The organism is Maribacter thermophilus (genome assembly GCF_001020565.1).
Taxonomy (GTDB): Bacteria; Bacteroidota; Bacteroidia; order Flavobacteriales; family Flavobacteriaceae; genus Maribacter; species Maribacter thermophilus.
In genome coordinates this window covers 519,122-537,542 of the sequence record NZ_LDAS01000001.1, presented here as the reverse complement: position 1 = coordinate 537,542, position 18,421 = coordinate 519,122, and the positions used below count along the sequence as shown (strand labels likewise).

General features: G+C 38.6%; 18 protein-coding genes. 8 read left to right on the top strand and 10 right to left on the bottom strand.

The window, feature by feature from the left end:
* Positions 1 to 47: 47 nt before the first annotated feature.
* Complete coding sequence (locus AB657_RS02255) at positions 48 to 1,031, bottom strand: SDR family oxidoreductase (RefSeq protein WP_047245012.1); 984 nt, start codon at positions 1,029 to 1,031, stop codon at positions 48 to 50.
* A 48-nt stretch (positions 1,032 to 1,079) separates the two neighbouring features.
* Positions 1,080 to 1,460: a glyoxalase superfamily protein gene (locus tag AB657_RS02250; protein WP_047245011.1), complete on the bottom strand. Its 381-nt coding sequence runs from the start codon at positions 1,458 to 1,460 to the stop codon at positions 1,080 to 1,082.
* 139 nt (positions 1,461 to 1,599) lie between these two features.
* On the opposite strand from AB657_RS02250, the gene AB657_RS02245 reads away from it, so the two are divergent.
* The 4 genes from AB657_RS02245 to AB657_RS17585 all read left to right on the top strand — a co-directional run bounded on the left by AB657_RS02245 (position 1,600) and on the right by AB657_RS17585 (position 6,646).
* Positions 1,600 to 3,627 carry a S9 family peptidase gene (locus AB657_RS02245; protein ID WP_047245010.1) on the top strand — a complete coding sequence of 676 codons (2,028 nt, stop codon included), beginning with the start codon at positions 1,600 to 1,602 and terminating at the stop codon, positions 3,625 to 3,627.
* Positions 3,628 to 3,631: 4 nt separating this feature from the next.
* Positions 3,632 to 4,471, top strand: coding sequence for an endonuclease/exonuclease/phosphatase family protein (locus tag AB657_RS02240; RefSeq protein ID WP_198146861.1), 840 nt, complete (start codon positions 3,632 to 3,634; stop codon positions 4,469 to 4,471).
* Positions 4,472 to 4,630: 159 nt separating this feature from the next.
* The gene (locus AB657_RS02235) at positions 4,631 to 5,239 is read left to right on the top strand and encodes an FMN-binding negative transcriptional regulator (protein ID WP_047245008.1); all 609 of its coding nucleotides are present in this window, start codon (positions 4,631 to 4,633) and stop codon (positions 5,237 to 5,239) included.
* Positions 5,240 to 5,248: 9 nt separating this feature from the next.
* Entirely contained in the window at positions 5,249 to 6,646 is a 1,398-nt protein-coding gene (locus AB657_RS17585) for a glycoside hydrolase family 113 (protein ID WP_157491551.1), read from the top strand.
* 32 nt (positions 6,647 to 6,678) lie between these two features.
* On the opposite strand, the gene AB657_RS02220 is transcribed toward AB657_RS17585, so the two are convergent.
* Positions 6,679 to 8,838: a TonB-dependent receptor gene (locus AB657_RS02220; protein WP_047245006.1), complete on the bottom strand. Its 2,160-nt coding sequence runs from the start codon at positions 8,836 to 8,838 to the stop codon at positions 6,679 to 6,681.
* 216 nt (positions 8,839 to 9,054) lie between these two features.
* Between AB657_RS02220 and AB657_RS02215 the strand changes: the two genes are divergently transcribed.
* Positions 9,055 to 9,471: a DUF2141 domain-containing protein gene (locus AB657_RS02215; RefSeq protein WP_047245005.1), complete on the top strand. Its 417-nt coding sequence runs from the start codon at positions 9,055 to 9,057 to the stop codon at positions 9,469 to 9,471.
* Positions 9,472 to 9,537: 66 nt separating this feature from the next.
* Here AB657_RS02215 and AB657_RS02210 read toward each other — a convergent pair whose 3' ends face one another.
* Positions 9,538 to 10,017 (bottom strand): Dps family protein, encoded by a 480-nt coding sequence (locus AB657_RS02210; protein ID WP_047245004.1) that lies wholly within the window; start codon positions 10,015 to 10,017, stop codon positions 9,538 to 9,540.
* Between the two features lie 132 nt (positions 10,018 to 10,149).
* Here AB657_RS02210 and AB657_RS02205 point away from each other — a divergent pair, with 132 nt between their 5' ends.
* Positions 10,150 to 11,088 carry a LysR substrate-binding domain-containing protein gene (locus tag AB657_RS02205; RefSeq protein ID WP_047245003.1) on the top strand — a complete coding sequence of 313 codons (939 nt, stop codon included), beginning with the start codon at positions 10,150 to 10,152 and terminating at the stop codon, positions 11,086 to 11,088.
* 89 nt (positions 11,089 to 11,177) lie between these two features.
* Here AB657_RS02205 and AB657_RS02200 read toward each other — a convergent pair whose 3' ends face one another.
* Entirely contained in the window at positions 11,178 to 11,375 is a 198-nt protein-coding gene (locus AB657_RS02200) for a hypothetical protein (protein ID WP_047245002.1), read from the bottom strand.
* Positions 11,376 to 11,563: 188 nt separating this feature from the next.
* On the opposite strand from AB657_RS02200, the gene AB657_RS02195 reads away from it, so the two are divergent.
* A complete protein-coding gene (locus AB657_RS02195) occupies positions 11,564 to 12,832 on the top strand; it encodes a D-alanyl-D-alanine carboxypeptidase (RefSeq protein WP_047245001.1) in 1,269 nt (422 codons plus the stop codon).
* Positions 12,833 to 12,854: 22 nt separating this feature from the next.
* Here the strand turns inward: AB657_RS02195 and nudK are convergent, their stop codons facing one another.
* Complete coding sequence (nudK, locus tag AB657_RS02190) at positions 12,855 to 13,436, bottom strand: GDP-mannose pyrophosphatase NudK (RefSeq protein WP_047245000.1); 582 nt, start codon at positions 13,434 to 13,436, stop codon at positions 12,855 to 12,857.
* Between the two features lie 163 nt (positions 13,437 to 13,599).
* On the opposite strand from nudK, the gene AB657_RS02185 reads away from it, so the two are divergent.
* Entirely contained in the window at positions 13,600 to 15,171 is a 1,572-nt protein-coding gene (locus AB657_RS02185; protein ID WP_047244999.1) for a M81 family metallopeptidase, read from the top strand.
* On the opposite strand, the gene AB657_RS02180 is transcribed toward AB657_RS02185, so the two are convergent.
* The 4 genes from AB657_RS02180 to AB657_RS02165 form a co-directional block, all read right to left on the bottom strand.
* Complete coding sequence (locus AB657_RS02180; RefSeq protein ID WP_047247743.1) at positions 15,172 to 15,825, bottom strand: DUF2461 domain-containing protein; 654 nt, start codon at positions 15,823 to 15,825, stop codon at positions 15,172 to 15,174.
* A 59-nt stretch (positions 15,826 to 15,884) separates the two neighbouring features.
* Positions 15,885 to 16,682 carry a TIGR00266 family protein gene (locus AB657_RS02175; RefSeq protein ID WP_047244998.1) on the bottom strand — a complete coding sequence of 266 codons (798 nt, stop codon included), beginning with the start codon at positions 16,680 to 16,682 and terminating at the stop codon, positions 15,885 to 15,887.
* A gap of 150 nt (positions 16,683 to 16,832) precedes the next feature.
* Positions 16,833 to 17,723 carry a DUF6268 family outer membrane beta-barrel protein gene (locus tag AB657_RS02170; protein ID WP_157491549.1) on the bottom strand — a complete coding sequence of 297 codons (891 nt, stop codon included), beginning with the start codon at positions 17,721 to 17,723 and terminating at the stop codon, positions 16,833 to 16,835.
* Positions 17,724 to 17,962: 239 nt separating this feature from the next.
* Positions 17,963 to 18,418, bottom strand: coding sequence for a DUF4442 domain-containing protein (locus tag AB657_RS02165; RefSeq protein WP_047244996.1), 456 nt, complete (start codon positions 18,416 to 18,418; stop codon positions 17,963 to 17,965).
* Between the last annotated feature and the right edge of the window lie 3 nt (positions 18,419 to 18,421).

Sequence of the window (18,421 nt, the reverse complement as noted above, 5' to 3'; positions counted from 1 at the left end):
CCTAAATGAAATCGGATTCAAAAACGAGACCTTAAAAAAATTTACAATTATAATTCCTTATAGGCTTTCAACACATTCTCGATCTTCGCTTCTGTTTCCAAATCTATATTTTGTCGCTCCGGTTTTTCCTGTAACCATGTAATGGTTCTTTTGATTCCTTCTGAAAAAGGGATCGTTGCCTTGAATCCGGGCACAAAAGTCTTGATCTTGGTATTATCAAAAAGTACACTTTCTGCCTTGTCCGCCAATAAAGTTCCTGTAAACGATGGTTCTACCTTACAGATAAAGTCAGAGGCTATATGCACCACCTTCGCCTCTTTCCCCAAGGCATCCGCTAAAATCTTATAGATCATATTCCAGCTCAATACCTCATCCGATGTAATATGAAAAGCATGGCCAATAGCTGGCTGCAAGCCTAAGAGGCCTACAAATCCCTTGGCAAAATCATCGGAATGGGTTACCGTCCATAACGATGTTCCATCGCCATGTATTATAATTTCTTTACCTTCTAAAATTCGTTTTGCGGTATTGTATTTATTAAATCCACCTATTGCAATCGGTATTACGGTATCGTATGTTAACGAGGGGCGAACAATGGTAATGGGAAACCCTTCTTCGCGATACGCTTTTTGCAAACGGTCCTCGCACTGAATTTTACCTTGCGAGTAGTCCCATAAATTGTTGTGCAAAGGTGTAGACTCGGTTATTACCGGATAACTCAACGGTGTCTGGTAACAAGACGCAGAACTGATAAAAATGTATTGTTTGGTCCTCCCTTTAAACAAAGCTATATCCCGCTCAATATCTTCGGGTGTAAAGGCTATCCAGTTAACCACCACATCCCACTCGTGTTTTTTAAGTTCGGTCAACTCGTTTGGCTTATTAATATCTCCGATAATGGTTTGGGCTCCCTCAATTTGTACCTTGGCCTGTCCTCTATTCAGTAAATATAGATCCATACCCTTAGCCACGGCCAATTTGCTACTTGGTGTGCTAATATTTCCTGTTCCCCCAATAAATAATACTTTCATTCCTATTTTATTTAATTACTGAATTTCAATTACTTACAAAACACTATTTTAAATATCCCTGTAAAAAGTCAATCCGTTTTTAAAAGGGTCATAAAAGGCGAACTCTTTAGTACCCCAAGCTGTTTCCCTTAGTAAAGTGTGAGGATTAAAAACCTCTCTTTCTCCATACTCCCGATACAGGGATTCTATGTTCTGGGTGACGATCCTCAACATAGGTCGGTCAATTTCAGCATCCCACTCTTTGGCATCATGCCATTGCAAATGTATCTCCACGGCATCTTTTATAACACCGGCATACTTGGGTTTTTTAGGGTCATCGGCAAAGGCGATCCTGAACCCCAACCGGTTTACATAAAAATTTAATGCCTCTATTACGTCCCAAACTGGAAGTACCGGATGAACTTGGTGTAAATAGCCCCTTTTATCCATTTGGTGAAAATACAAAAAGCAACAAAAACACTTTGGTTATAAACTATTAAATACCTACCCCTTTACCATCTTATATACTTACATATTTTATACATAATCGTTATCTTCATAACTTCTATTTCTAACCTAATTGAGCATTATGAAAATTTTTATCAAAACGCTGTTTTTTCTACTGTTTTCGGTATCTACCATGGCACAAGTTTCATCACATCTTGAGCTTACCGATATTTTTAACATGGAGTATGTATCAGACCCACAAATTTCGCCAGATGGCAGTAAGATTATTTATGTGAGAAACTTTAAGGACATTATGACCGACAAGAACCTCTCCAACCTATGGATCGTTAATTACGATGGTTCGGAAAACAGACCATTGACCACTGGCAACCATAACGACTTTTACCCAAGATGGTCACACGATGGTAAGAAAATCATTTTTAAGTCGAACATGGCGGACAATAAAATGAAACTTTACATTATGTGGATGGATACGAAGGAAGTAGCTCCATTAACGAACACCCCTAAGGCACCGGGTGCCGTAAGTTGGTCGCACGATGACCGTTATTTGGCCTTTACCATGTTCGTTCCCGAAAAAGAGCAGTCGCTCATAAAAATGCCCCAAAAACCCGAAGGTGCCAAATGGAACACCCCACCTACCTATATAGACAAATTAAAATATAGGGGCGATGGCCAAGGCTACCTGAAATCGGGCCACAATCAATTGTTCACATTATCCATAGATGGTGGTACACCCAGGCAACTTACCTCCGAGCCTTTTAACCATGGTGCTCCCATATGGTCAAAAGACAATAAGAGCCTGTATTTTTCGGCTAATTTTAACCCCGAAGAAGCTTTTGAGCCGGCTAATAGCGAAATTTATCGTTTAGACCTTGACACAAATACCGTCACCCCCTTAACCACCCGTTTTGGCCCGGATAACAACCCCGTACTTTCACCCAATGGCAAACAGATTGCATATACCGGAAATGACGATAAATTCTTGGGTTATCAAATGGCGGAGCTTTATGTAATGAATACCGATGGTACAAACTCTAAATTGCTTTCGGGGGACTTTGATAGAGGTATTGCCAATGTACATTGGGCCTCCGATGGCAAAGGGCTCTATTTTCAGTACGATGATAAAGGGGACACCAAAATAGGACACATTACCTTAGATGGCAAGGTAACGACCATCGCCGAAGGCTTGGGCGGACTATCTTTAGGAAGACCCTATAACGCCGCCGATTTCTCAGTCTCAAAAAACAACAGGTTTGCCCTGACACTTGGCAGTACACAGCATCCATCGGATCTGGCCGTAGCGGATAAAAAGGGAACCAAAAGATTAACCTTCGTTAACGACGATCTCTTTTCCCATAAAAACTTGGGCAAAGTGGAGGAAATTTGGTGGGAGTCTTCTTTTGACCAGCGAAAAATACAAGGGTGGATCGTAACGCCTCCCAATTTTGAACCCAACAAAAAATATCCGTTTATCCTAGAAATACACGGCGGCCCCTTTACCAGTTACGGTTCTGTTTACAGTGCAGAAATACAAGCTTACGCAGCAGCCGGTTATGTAGTATTATATGCCAACCCAAGGGGAAGCACCAGCTATGGTTCCGAATTTGGAAACTTGATACATCACGACTATCCGAACCACGATTATGACGATTTGATGAGTGGAGTGGATGCGGTTATAAAAAAAGGATATGTGGATACCAATAATCTATTCGTTACCGGTGGTAGCGGCGGCGGCGTACTAACTGCTTGGATAGTGGGCAAAACAGATAGGTTTAAAGCGGCCGTTGTGGCCAAACCGGTGATTAACTGGACCAGCTTTGTGCTGTATGCCGACAACCCTGCTTTCTTCTACAAATACTGGTTCGGCAAAAAACCTTGGGAAGATCCAGAAAGTTATTTTAAACGCTCTCCCTTATCCTATGTCGGTAACGTTACCACGCCTACTATGTTGTTAACAGGTGAGGAGGATTACCGAACACCCATTTCAGAATCCGAACAATTCTACACCGCCTTGAAATTAGAAGGCGTAGAGGCCGCTATGGTCCGTATTCCAGGATCTGGTCATGGCATTGCCAACAGGCCAAGCAATTTGGTCGCGAAAATCGCCAGTGTTTTAGCTTGGTTCGATAAACATAAAGATGAGAAATAAGCTTATGTCAAGATTTAAAATTATTTTATCGTTAACGATACTCCTCGTTGTATCCAACAGTTACTGCCAAACGGTAAAAGTGTTGACCTATAACATTAAATATGACAATGTTAACGACACCGTTAACAATTGGAACGACAGAAAAGGGGATATGGTTAGGTTACTAAAATTCTATAGCCCCGATATCATAGGCATGCAAGAAGTACTGGAAAGGCAATTAGTTTATTTGGATGAAAGTTTGTCCCAATACAAAGCCATAGGTGTGGGGAGAGAAGACGGAAAGAAAAAAGGCGAATACTCCCCTATTCTATTTAATGCGGACAACCTTAAGCTTTTAAAAGACAATACTTTTTGGCTCTCCGAAACGCCCGATAAAGTTTCTATTGGTTGGGATGCCGCTCTAGAACGTATCTGTACCTATGGCCTATTCGAAGAAGTGGGCTCCAAAAAACGTTTTTGGGTATTTAACACACATTTTGACCATAAAGGTGTTTTGGCACGTGAAAAATCGGCCGAATTGATTGCTTTAAAAATTAAGGAGATCAATAAAGATAACTTGCCCGTAGTGCTCATGGGCGATTTGAACCGCACTCCAGAAACAAAACCGATCCAATTTCTTAAAAAAGAGTTGACGGATGGGCAGACGGCAACAAAAAAAGCCTTTTATGGTCCTACAGGTACCTTTAGCGGTTTTGACCATAATAAAATTCTGGACGAAAGAATCGATTATATTTTTGTTCAGAATTTTGAAGTAAACAGTTACCAACATATCGATGATCGCATGGAGAACAACAAACATATCTCTGATCATTTACCGGTAATGGCACATTTGACCATAGATTGATCTTTTAACGCTCTTTCAAATAAAAAGCCCAAAAGCCCCATGCAATAAAATGTATGGGGCTTTTCTTTTAAAAGAAGGCTTTAACACGTTTATTGCCTTAAAACCCATCACTTAAAGAAAGATCGTTTTACGAATCGATGTTTTGGTTACTTTTATACTATGTATATACCCAACCATTACAAAAACGAGGATTTATCAGAGGTAAAAGACTTTATAAAACATAACAGTTTTGGTATTCTAATAAATCAGGTAGACAATAAACCATGGGCTACCCATATACCGCTAGAATTGGATGTGGACGAGAATGGCAACGATGTACTCATAAGCCATATCTCAAGAGCAAACCCACAATGGCGGTCATTTGAAAATGAGAGTCAGGTGCTCTGTATTTTTAATGGTCCGCATAGTTATATATCCTCTTCGTGGTACCATGAAGAAGAAGTACCAACTTGGAACTATATAGCGGTACATGTATACGGCACGATACAAATTTTAGAGGAAGAGGCTGTTTTGGCGTCTATGCACAAGCTGGTGGACAAATACGAAAAAGATTCCGAAAACCCCGTATCCATACACAACCTCTCCGAAAAGACCATGAAACAAATTAAGGGGGTCGTAGGGTTTCAAATTAATATTACCGATATACAGGCCACCTACAAATTGTCTCAAGGACGAGAAGAGGACCATTCACAAATAATTACCGAGTTAAAACAGCGAGATTTTAATGCCAAAGCCATTGCCGATAAGATGGGGAACAAACATAATTAAATACGTAGATTGAAAAAGAGGGTCAAGAATTTAGCACTGATATACATATCACTTTGGGTAGTGGTTTTTATGGTGCTTACCATTCTTTTTTCCAGAAGGGAACGCAGTATCGTCGACAGTGCTTTGTTCTTTTTTGAAATGGCTTCCAACCCCAATTTTCTTCTAGGTTTCCATGTATTGTTCATGTTGGTCTATTCCCTTTTTTTAACCATCAAACATTTCATTAAAGTTTCAAAAAACAAAGGACGCAGCACAGCCATAAAACAATTTTTATACCGATGTTGCCTTCCGTTACTAATGCTGTTCGTAGGTTTTAAGACCATCGTTTTTATAAATGCAAGAGAATGGCACCATTATGATTGGGATACCAGTGTCATAAACAAAACCGGTTATGCGAAAGACCTTTATGAAAAAGATAACAAACAGCGAGGTATAAGTGTTTTTGGATGGTCCGATGATAATTCGGAAGCCATAAACGACCTCATCAAAAACAATGTTGAGTGGGTTGCGGTAATACCTTTTATTGACCAAAAAGATGAAAACAGTGATCACGTAAGGGCTCCTAACAACCTTGAAACTTATTCTCGGCGAGACTCTAATATGATACGGGCGATCAACGACTTACATTCTAAAAACCTTCGGGTTCACCTAAAGCCCCATTTATGGTTACGAAATGGATGGCGTTCCAACATCTCCTTATCCAACAAAAAGGAGTGGGATACTTGGTTTAACTCGTACCGTGTTCATATGTTACGTTACGCGAAGATGGCACAGGATACTAAAGCAGAATTGTTTTGTATTGGAACAGAGCTAAAGACCTCCATTAAAAACCAACCCGAAAAATGGGAGCTATTGATCAAGGAAATTAGGGAAATCTATGACGGTAAACTAACCTATGCCGCCAATTGGCACGATGAATACGAGCATATTACTTTTTGGGACCAACTAGATTATATTGGCATTCAGGCCTATTTTCCACTCACCAAAGAAGAAAACCCCTCTTTGGAAGCTATTGAAAAAGGATGGGACAAGCATTTGGAAGCCTTAGAAAACGTACATAAAAAATATGAAAAACCTATTCTCTTTACCGAGGTTGGTTATAAAAGTACTCCAGACGCCACTATAAAACCATGGGAATGGACTTCGTACTTCAGCAAATTGTCAGAAAAAAAATCTGACATGACACAACAGTTGGCCTATGAAGCTATGTTTAAAAAAAACTGGAACAAACCATGGTTTGCTGGTGTTTATATCTGGCAATGGCATACGAGAACTACTAGGGAAAGTGCAGAGACAGACCTCGATTTTTCTCCACGTTTTAAACCTGCTGAAAATGTAATTGCCAAATGGTTCGCCAGACACACCAATACCCATGATCAAGACAAAATGTATACTTCAGATAATTAGTATGCACCTGCTAATGACCGTGAAAATTTGATTTACAGATTGTCCAATTGATTGCTTTTTTTATCTTGACTAATGGTCCAAAAGAAACCAACAAAGAAAAAAGTGTCTGCCGTAGGCCGTATGGCCCTACGATCGTAACGCCCAAGGTCGTTTGGAGTGTCCGCGTATTGATACCCGTTTATATTGTTAAAACCTGCCGCATTACTAACCGATAAATACAAGATTTTTTGTGGGGAGACCAAATAGGCCCAGTTAATGCTCAAATTATTGTATGCCTTTGTTTTCTCGTTCATAAAAGCCGTCGTATTGGGGTTATCATACGGTCTACCGGACCCATAATTATATGAAAACCCAATTTGAGACCGCCAATCTTCCAACCAATATTTGGTTACCAAAGAAAAACTGTGTTTGGGCGCAAAAGTAGGTGTTGCTTTTTGGGTAAAATTTCTATAGTCCCTTTCTGTATCCAAAAAAGAATACGAAATCCAATAATCAAGATTCTTTATGCTCTTGTTATCTCTCCAGAAAATATCAAGTCCCGAAGCATATCCACTACCGGCATTCGAATATTCAGAATCAAATTGAGGCAATTGGGTATTAAACTTTACCAAGTTATTGTATGTTTTATAATAGGCCTCCGCCCTAAAGGTCTTGCCATTGCCCAAGTATTGATAGTTTAAAATATAGTGCGATGTTTTTTCTGCCTTTAGGTCTTGATTAAATTTTAAATACTCTGTCCAAGGATTTTGGTAATAATCGCCGTATGCCAAAGAAAATTGCCCTTTTTCTCCACTCTTGTAGGCCAGTGACATCCTTGGTGCCAAGGTAACCTGATCCAAAAGATTACTGTTTTCCAACCTGCCCCCTATTTTCATTGCAAATTTATTACTGAAGAAAATATCCGATTCTACAAAAGCCGCCAGTAAATTATCTTGATACCCATAAATGTATTCAGAACCTATTTCTTCCTTAAAGGATTCATCATAGTTATTGAAAAAATATTCCGCCCCAAAATTTAATTGAAACCTACTGGTAAAATTCTTGCCCACCTTCGTCTTTATATGAGTTGCCGTTTCTTTCGAATCGACCGTATCATCCAATATCCCGATATCATTCTTATCCATAGAGATACTGGCTCCAGAGGTAATGGTCCATTCATTTTCCAAAAAATGCCTATACGATGTATTCACGTAAAGGTTGTTGTTTTTTAATTGAAAAGGCACATATTCCTCATAGTTGATATCTTCTTGTTCAATATCCATATTGGCATGGTTAAAACCCGAGTAAAGTTTAAACATACTCTTGTCTCCCATACTTCTAAAAACGGCCTCCCCAGAAATTGATTCATAGGGCTTGTTCCACCGTACATCTTGGTTGGCTGGCACCAATGATTGATATGGAGAAAGGTTTATATACGAAGTATTGATACTTAAAGACTCTTTGCCCCATATCTTGGTATGGCCTATGCCACCCCCGACGGACATAATGGAAATATCGGTTTTTTCTTGATCTGGAATGTCGGTGGTATTCAATAACAGAACACTGGAAAGGGCCTGACCGTATTCTGCAGAATAACCTCCTGTACTAAATGTGATGCCCTTAAAAAGAAAAGGTGAGAATCTTCCCCTTGTAGGTATGTTGTTCGCCGTAGCGCTAAAGGGTTGAAACACCCTTAAACCATCTATAAACACCTGTGTCTCCCCTGCGGCACCTCCCCTTACGAACAATCTTCCATCTTCGTTTACCGTAGACGTTCCGGGCAATGTTTGTAAGGCGGCCACAAAATCACCTGCAGCACCCGCTGTGGTCACTATATCCAATGGTTTTAAAACCGAAGCCTTCGAATTATCGCCTGCCTTAAAGCTACCGGCCGTTAAAGTAACCCCGTTCAACTGGTTTATAGCCTCATGTAAGGTTATATCCAAATCCTTAAGATAAGAGAGGTCACCTACTTGAGAATAGGTTTCAAAAGAGACCATAGAAACAATTAGGTTTTGGGTACCCGTTTCTGTTGTTTCAAAAGAAAAATTCCCCTTAACATCTGTAGACGCTCCGTCATAAGTGCCCTCTAAATATACATTGGCACCTTCTATGGGGTTGCCTTTTACATCTCTCACCTTGCCAGATATTATGGTCTGCCCCATGGTAATAGAGCTTATACATAAAAGAAATAAGGTCGCTACAGTTTTCATACGTTCGTTGTTGTCGATTTTACACCACAAAACTGTTCTTAATTAACAACCTAAACCAATTGTTTTTACCGAACCGTAGATTATGAACACTGAATTGAAAGACAATTTTCAGCTTACAGTTCACTCACAAAAAACAACAGTTGAGAGATTCTGTTTTTATGAAGCAGTACTAATGGTAGACATTTGAAATATCAAATAACTTTTAAAACCACGCACATGAAAAGATTAGTACTTATTTTAGTTTTTACATTGGCCACTTTCGCTTTAAGGGCCCAAGACAATAAAGGAGTTACCGTGAAAGTGACCATAGAGAACATACTTTCTGACCAAGGAAAGGTAATTGGCTCTTTACACACTTCGGAAACCTTTATGAAAGGTCCCGGTATTATGAATACAAGTGTTGATGCCACTACAGGAGAGGTTACCCTTGTTTTTTCTGATGTTAAACCAGGGACTTTTGCATTAATGTTGATGCACGACGAAAACGAAAACAACAGAATGGACTTTGAATCCAATGGTATGCCCAAGGAGAGCTATGCTACATCTGGCGAAATGTCATATGGGCCACCAACTTTTGAGAGCGCAAAATTCAAGGTCGCCGATAAAGACCTTGCTTTACGCTTCAGATTTTAAAATCATCAAAATTTTATAAAAAAAAAGACCTTCGATCGAAGGTCTTTTTTTATGGAGTGGACACTACTATATTTCTTCCGCCAACCAAGCTTTCATCATCCAAACCGTTTTTTCCTGCTCAGAAATAAAATCGCTCATCATAGAATTGGTGCCTTCATCATTTGCCTCGTCCGAAGCATTTAGAATACCCCTTTCTATCAATAACAATTCTGTTAAAGAATCTACGATCAATCGTATCGCATCATCATCTTTGGTTATGTTTTTGCCCACGGGCACAGAAGAATTTTCAATATAATCTTCAAACGTGTGTAACGGTACTCCACCTAGAGTTAAAATACGCTCTGCAATTTCATCTACCTTAAGGTTTGCGTCGTTATACAACTCTTCAAACTTTACATGAAGGTCAAAAAAGCGTTTTCCCTTAATATTCCAATGAATACCTCTTAAATTTTGATAGTACCTCTGAAAATTGGCCAAAAGTATGTTTAAATCCTTGGCCAACATCTTAGACTTTTCTGCATCTAACCCTATACTGTTGAGTTTCATATTCTGTTTTTATTATTTATGGTTAAACTTATTATTACAACTTAATTTGGGTATAAAAGTATTGAATAAATATGATGTTTATCATAAACTTAATTGATAGGTTTAATACCTTTATAGCCCAAAATTATTAACATGACCATTACACAATTAAGATATGTATTAGCGGTGGCCGAACACCAAAATTTTACCTTGGCCGCAGAAAAGAGTTTTGTAACACAGCCTACTTTAAGTATGCAGGTTCAAAAACTTGAGGATGAGCTAGATATACAGATATTTGATCGTGGAAAAAAACCGATTACCGTTACAGAAGTAGGGAAAAAAATTGTAGACCAGGCCAAAAACATCGTTAATGAGGCCAATAGGATCAAAGACATTGTAGATCAAGAAAAAGGATACATTGGCGGAGACTTTACCTTGGGCATCATCCCTACGATTATGCCAACGCTTTTACCAATGTTCTTAAAGACCTTTATTAACAAATACCCCAAGGTAAACCTTATCATAAAAGAACAAAATACGGAGCGACTCATTGAAAATCTGGAAGATGGACATTTAGATGCCGCCATAGCTGCAACCCCTTTAGAAGTCGATTTTTTAAAAGAACGGCCTCTTTACTACGAACCTTTTGTGGGCTACGTGCCACAAAATCATCGTTTGAGTTCCGCTTCAAAACTAAAAACCGATGATTTGGACACCTCTGACATTCTTTTGCTTCAAGATGGGCATTGCTTTAGGGATGGCGTGTTGAACCTTTGCAAATCTTCCAGAAAATCTGGGGAAGACAATTTTCAATTGCAAAGTGGCAGTTTCGAAACCTTGATAAATTTATCAGACGAAGGGCTGGGAATGACCTTGCTTCCCTTTCTGAACACATTGGAACTCGAAGACAAGAGAAAACAAAACTTAAAATATTTTGTAGACCCATCACCAGCAAGGGAAGTTAGTCTCATTTACCATAAAAAAGAGCTGAAAATACAAATTACAGAAGCTCTTAGAGAAGTTATTTCGGCTGTAGTAAGGGGCGCCATTGCTTTTCAGGATGTAAAAATAATCAGCCCTTTGAGCAAATAAAAACATACTGCTCCGTTAATTACGGGATTCTATATACGGACAAAACCGTTCTTTAAATAATAAAAGCCACTTAGTAAGTGGCTTTTATATTATTCTTTTATGTAGATTAAACTTTTTTGTAGCTCTGGTTTATCTATTACAAAAGTCTCTAACCAGATTTTTAATTCCTCCACCTCTTCGGGCAGTAATCTTACAAGTGCTTTTTTCAATTCCTTATAAAATAATTTAGCATCAAAACTAACCTTCTTAAGTACAGTTTTACTATACTCTAACATTGTTCTAGCCATGTAGCGCGTTTTTAATTAGTTGTTCTGTAAATTTAAACCGAAATGATCTAATAATATTGTAGGTAAAAAGTTAAAATCAATGTAAATATGTTAAACTCGTTTACATCATAAAGTACTGACTATTACCTTTTTAAAAATACAAAAAAATTATAATTACCTGATTTATCATAACATACACAAATTGTTAAATGAAAAATAAAATAATAATCCTAATTATTATATCCGTCACAATTAGCTGCGCCGGGCTACGAAAGAAAAGCGTTAAGGCAATTGACCGCTCATTTCAATCTTCTTTTTTTAAAAATCAGTTTACGGGGTTATTGGTAATAGACCCTATTTCTAGTGATACTTTGTACAGCCATAACAGTGACCATTATTTCATTCCCGCCAGTAATACCAAAATCTTTACCCTATATACCGCCCTTAAAACACTACCACAAAATATACCCGCCCTTAACTATCTTGAACACAACGATACCCTTTTTTTTGAAGGTACGGGCGACCCATCTTTTTTGCATCCCTATTTAAAGGACAGCACAGCTTTTAAATTTCTAAAACACGAAAACAATCTTGCTTTTTACCCAGATAATTTTCTAGATACCCCAATGGGCCCAGGGTGGTCATGGGACGACTATGAGTGGTACTATGCGGCCGAGCGTAACGGTTTTCCCGTTTATGGAAATGTCGTATTGCTATACGAGAATCCCCAACATACCATATCTCCGAATTATTTTGCGGATAGCGTCATAAATATGACCAACCTTCACAACAGGGAAATACATCGGAATCTCTTTTATTTTAATAGCAATAGAAAAGATACGTTGGAAATACCTTTTATAACTAAAACTACTACCACTACGGCCATTTTAGAGCATATCCTTAAAAAACCTATTGTTACTGTAACGAACATGCCCGAAGGCAATAAAAAAACACTCTACGGCATACATGCCGATTCTCTTTATGTTAGATTGATGCACGAAAGCGATAATTTTATCGCAGAGCAATTGTTAATGCTTTCCTCTGGTATCTTAACGGATACCCTTAATAGTAAAAACGCCAGAAACTATATATTGGAAAATGACCTTAAAATGTTGCCCCAAGAACCACGATGGGTAGACGGCTCGGGACTTTCTAGATATAATTTGTTTACACCACAATCAATGGTCTATGTATTGAACAAACTCTATAAAGAAGTTTCTACAGATAGACTTTTTAATATTTTTCCGGCCATCGATACATCTAATCCTTTTAAAAACTGGCATAGTGAAACGGGCCACCCATATATGTTCGCAAAGACCGGCAGCATGAGCAATATCTATTGTCTAAGCGGTTATTTAAAAACCGAATCGGGAAAGATTCTGATTTTTAGCTTTATGAACAATAATTTTAGAAATTCTTCCTCTGACCTTAAAAATAGAATGCTCAACATTATGGAACAGTTAAGAACAGGATATTAAGCATATAATGATCTATTCCTAATTACAATAGGCCATTAATTTGGGCATATTGCAAAAGTATTATGGTCTTAGCGTCACGGATTTCGCCTGTTTTTACTTTCTCCAATGCTTCTTTGAACGTAATTTCCATTACCTCTATGTTCTCTGTTTCATGATCTGCACCACCGCCTTCTCCTACTTTCATTTGATCCTCATAAGCCCCAACGAACAAATATAGTATTTCGGTAACAGATCCTGGAGACATGTATGTTTCAAAAACACGTTGAACGTTTTCAATTTTATATCCGGTCTCCTCCTCAATTTCCTTTTTAATACAATCTTCGGGTGCATCACCGTCCAAAAGGCCGGCACAGACCTCTATCATCATTCCATCATCATTGCCGTTTACATAAGTGGGCATTCGAAATTGCCTGGTCAACACCACAGTTCCCTTTTTCGAATTATAAAGTAATATCGCAGCACCATTACCTCGGTCGTAGGCCTCTCTACTTTGCTTTTCCCATGTACCGTCATCCTTTTGATATTCAAAGGTAAACTTGTTTAAGGTGTACCAATTATCGGACAACAGTTCCTTTTTTATATTTCTTACTTTACTATTGGGCATATGTAATTTTTAAATAGAAAACCTATTTCCGTTCTACTCTACAGTATTTCTTCGATATTAGAATTCAATGATCAAATATATCATTAATGAAAAAAATGGCAACCAACCACCTTTATAACAATAAGAAAATAATAGTATTTTTAAAGAACCAATACAACCAAAAATGAAAAAATACATTCCTTTACTTCTTCTTGTTTTATCGATTTTCAGCTGCAAAGACGAGAGAAAAAACAGTGATACCCAAAACAAACTTCCTAGAATTGCTATCGCCGGACTGGGTATAGAATCCAGTACCTTTTCACCTGCACAAACCGGCGAAGAGGCTTTTCATGCCAGAATTGGGGATTCTATTTTTGGCAAGTATCACTTTTTTGATGAAGGCAGTGATATAAGAAAGCGAGCCGATTGGATACCTACCCTATTGGGCAAGTCTTTGCCAGGGGGTATCGTAACCCGCGAAGCCTACGAATCAATGGTTCAGAAAACTTTAAAAATGCTTGAGGAAAACGGGCCTTATGACGGACTCTTTTTTGATATACACGGTGCTATGAGCGTAGTTGGGTTGGAAGATGCCGAAGGGGATCTTATTACACGGATCCGAGAAGTGATCGGCCCCGATGTTGTTGTCTCCACCTCTATGGACCTACATGGTAATGTTTCCGAAACTTTGGCCAAACATAGCGATTTGATCACTTGTTATCGTATGGCACCACATGAGGATGCACTGGAATCAAAAGAGCGTTCCATAATTAACCTATTGGAACGATTGGAAAGTGGTAAGGGCAAACCTGCCTACAAAGCTTGGATACCCGTACCTATTTTATTACCTGGCGAAAAAACCAGTACACGTATAGAACCAGGAAAAAGTCTATATGCCAAAGTACCCGAAGTTGCCGATCAAGACGGGATCATAGATGCTGCCATATGGATCGGCTATGCATGGGCCGACGAACCTAGAAACCATGCTGTGGTAATGGTTACAGGAGATGATAAGGAAAAGGTGACTTCTGGAGCCGAGAAACTAGCCAAGGCTTTTTGGGATGTTCGCAACGAGTTTGAGTTTGTTGCCCCCGTGGCCACATTGGACGAAAGCCTAAAAATGGCGCTTAGTAGTGATAAAAAGCCGTTTATGATCAGTGATATGGGTGATAACCCTACGGCTGGTGGTGCCGGTGATGTTACATGGACGCTGCGTGAGATTTTGGCTCGCCCTGAATTTAAAACTGATAACGGACCATCATTGATCTATGCTTCCATACCAGGCCCAGAACTTGTTGAAAAAGCCTTGGAAATAGGTGTTGGTGGTGATATAAGTGCCTTGGCAGGTGCCGCGGTGGACGATAGATTTGCCCCGCCATTACTTTTAACGGGAACCATTGAAGCCATTAAGGAAGGGGATCGTGATGCGGAGGTAGAGGTCGTTGTAAAAATAGGCAGTGTACATGTTATAGTTACCAAAAAACGAAAGCCATACCATTATAAGAGCGACTTCACCGATTTGGGGCTTAAACCTACAGAAACCGCTATCGTCGTAGTCAAAATAGGGTATTTGGTTCCTGAATTATATGATATGCGAGGAGATTGGATAATGGCCTTGACTCCAGGTGGGGTTGATCAAGACCTCGAACGTCTTGGCTATAAAAATATCAAAAGACCTATGTTTCCTTTGGACAAGGATATGGAAACCCCAGACTTAAGTGCTAAGTTGATTCCCGCTTCGGACTCCGACAACTAGCTATACGCTGATAGCTTTGTTTAAATAGCGCCTAAAGGGCAACATTTCTAGATAGGCCTCCACTAGCATATCTTCAAAATTGTTTTTAAAGGTTTCCTCTGTCGAAAACTCTTGGGCTACCGCAAAAGTTTTATTTTTTAGCAGCTCTATATGCCTGTGGTCTTTTGCAAACCCTTTTGGTGCGTTCGTTAGTTTAACATCTTTATAAAGTCCTCCAAAACGATTTTTGAAGGACTTTTTATTTAATATTTTCTCAAGATTTTCTCCATCATAATCGATAGCATCTCGTACACTCCTTAATACTTTTGGTTCTGATCGCCAAAGTCCGCCTGCAAAAATGCATCGCTCTATTCCCAGTTCAAAATAGAAATCCGCCGTTTTTGGCCTTTTATCAAAACCTGCTCCAAAATGATCTTTATAAACAGGTTTATTAGGATGGAACATAAGGTTGTTATTGATCCTGTTGATTCCCTTTTTGCCCGGCGTATCATAATAGTCATCATCGATAGATGAAAGTCTAATATTCATACTATTTAACCAATCTATGTACTCATCACGTACTTGTAGGTACCATTTTCGATTGGCGTCCATCCAATCTTTCGAATTGTTTTTCTGTAGTTGCTTTAGAAATTCGATTTGGTTCTTAAAGTTCATAGGCATCAAATACTATACTTGCTATTATCATTTTGATGCAAAAAAAGATAATCTATACACTAAAACCTATTATCACCACCAACAATATCACCCAAAGTTCCTAGTATACTACCTTCTCCCTTATCTTTACCGCCTCTTGGTATCGAAGCCAAAACCCTACCCGCCAATCTACTAAATGGCAATGATTGGATATATACCGTACCTGGACCCCTTAAGGTTGCAAAGAACAGTCCTTCACCTCCGAAAATTGTATTTTTAATACCCCCAACAAACTCAATATCATAATCTACATCTTTGGTAAAGCCTACGATACAGCCTGTATCTACCTTTAAAACCTCACCCGGAGCCAAGGTCTTTTTCGCCAGTGTACCTCCGGCATGTACGAAGGACATACCGTCACCTTCCAATTTTTGCATGATAAAGCCTTCGCCACCAAAGAGCCCTCTCCCCAATCTTTTAGAAAATTCGATACCTACGGAAACTCCTTTTGCCGCACATAGAAAGGCATCTTTTTGACAAATGAACCTACCTCCTATTTCCGAGAGGTCTATGGGAAGTATTTTACCGGGATAAGGGGAAGCAAAACTTACTTTCTTTTTACCCTGACCTATATTTAAAAAAGCGGTCATAAAAAGGCTTTCCCCCGTCAACATTCTTTTTCCTGCAGAGAATATTTTTCCTAGAACGCTATTGTCCTGGTTGCTTCCATCACCGAAAATAGTATTCATTTTTATATCGGTGTCCATCATCATAAAGCTACCCGCCTCGGCCACAACCGCCTCTTGTGGGTCTAGCTCTATTTCTACATATTGCATTTCTTCTCCGTAAATCTCGTAGTCTATTTCGTGTGCATTCATTTTTGATCGATGTTTTTAAGGTTTACAACATCAGTAGCAAAATGATAATTTTTGTTACAAAAATTACTTTGCTTTATTAAAATGCAAAAAAAGATACGAACAGAAAGGCTATTGCCCTATACATCTATGCTCGTGTATATACCATAGCAATTAGTGAACACTCTTTATCTTGGTTTTGTTATCAAAAGTATATTTAATGCCTGCACTTATATAAAGGCTGTTGGAGATATCAAAATCATATATTTCTTCATGGTCATAATCTTGAACCTGCATATGGTTGTATACCGAATATCCACCATTAACGGTTGCTTTAAAATTGTCCCAAAATGTATAGTTATAACCTAATCCCAATAAAACGGTGGTTTGCCTCAACGTTCCCTCATAATCTTCTTTATAAATTTCTATTTCGTCGTTTATATTACCCGTAAACCCGGTTAAGGTGGCAAAACCCTCAAAATTATGATGATCGGACAAGGTCCATTTTACCCGGCTATCGGGTACACCTAATTTATAGGCCCATGCATCGCTTATTCTTTTGGTATAAGTTACTATAGGTATTGGATAATATAGACCATAATTTATATCATACGTTGCACCAAAGGTCCATTGGGTATTATTTTCCTCATTAAATTTATCTACCGTGACCAATGCATTAAAAAATATATCATCGGACCCAATTTCACTTTCATCAAAATTGGAAGAAATCTGTGACCCTCCCATGAAATTAATGGCCCAATTATTGGATAAACTTCTTTGATAATTGAATTTTAACCCAAAGGCATTGAATGTTTCAATGTCATCCGTTTCGAAAGGAACATTTTTATCCTCATAGTTTAAACTATTATTTTGAAAGTACCCCCCTACAGAAAGCCTGTCTTTACTGGTATTTAAAAGTGGAATAGAAATTCCGGCTTCCAATTTTACAAAACTGCCAACATCTGCCGTGGGAAGAAATTCCGTGTTCATGTAGACATCATCCGTTTCTTGGGCATAAATCACACCACCTATCATCAACGTTAAAACAATCAAAGCTCTTTTCATATTATAATCCTACTTTATTAGTTGTTTTTAGAACAAACCAATTTGTTCTAAACACCGTAAAAGTGTTTAAAATCTATAGTAGAATCAATCATAATAGATATCTCGTAGAACTGTGTAGAGCAAAACAGCTGTTTTATCTACCAACCACTTTTTTTGTATCAACCTTAACATAACCTTAATTTGTAAGGCAGGCTGTAATCAACACATGAAGTATTGTAAAATATACGAAGACCTTATGTTTAACTTTTTAACCGAACGGTCCACTCAAAATCAAAAGTACTTACCACTACCCCATCTTCGTTTACCCCAATAGATTTCATCCATATGGTCTGTCCTTCACCGGTAGCAATGGTCTTATCCAAAGCTTCTTTTATTAAATGACCGTCCTCACAGGTAAAGGTAATCTTACCTGTAGCCTTCTTTGAAAAATTGGCTTTGTTATTGGCCACCAACATCGAGATTCTTTTACCCGTTTCCTTTATTTGGTCCATCATCATTGCCCCTGTCGTAAGTTCGGCAGCCATACCTTGAACGGCCCAAAACATAGAATTAAACGGATTTTGATTAAACCATTTATACTTAACGGACACTATTGCCTTCTCTTTATCCATATATCGCAAACGTACCCCGCACCACCATGCAGAAGGCAACTTAAAAAACATAAACGTATTGAATTTACCAATGTTTATAGGCATAGC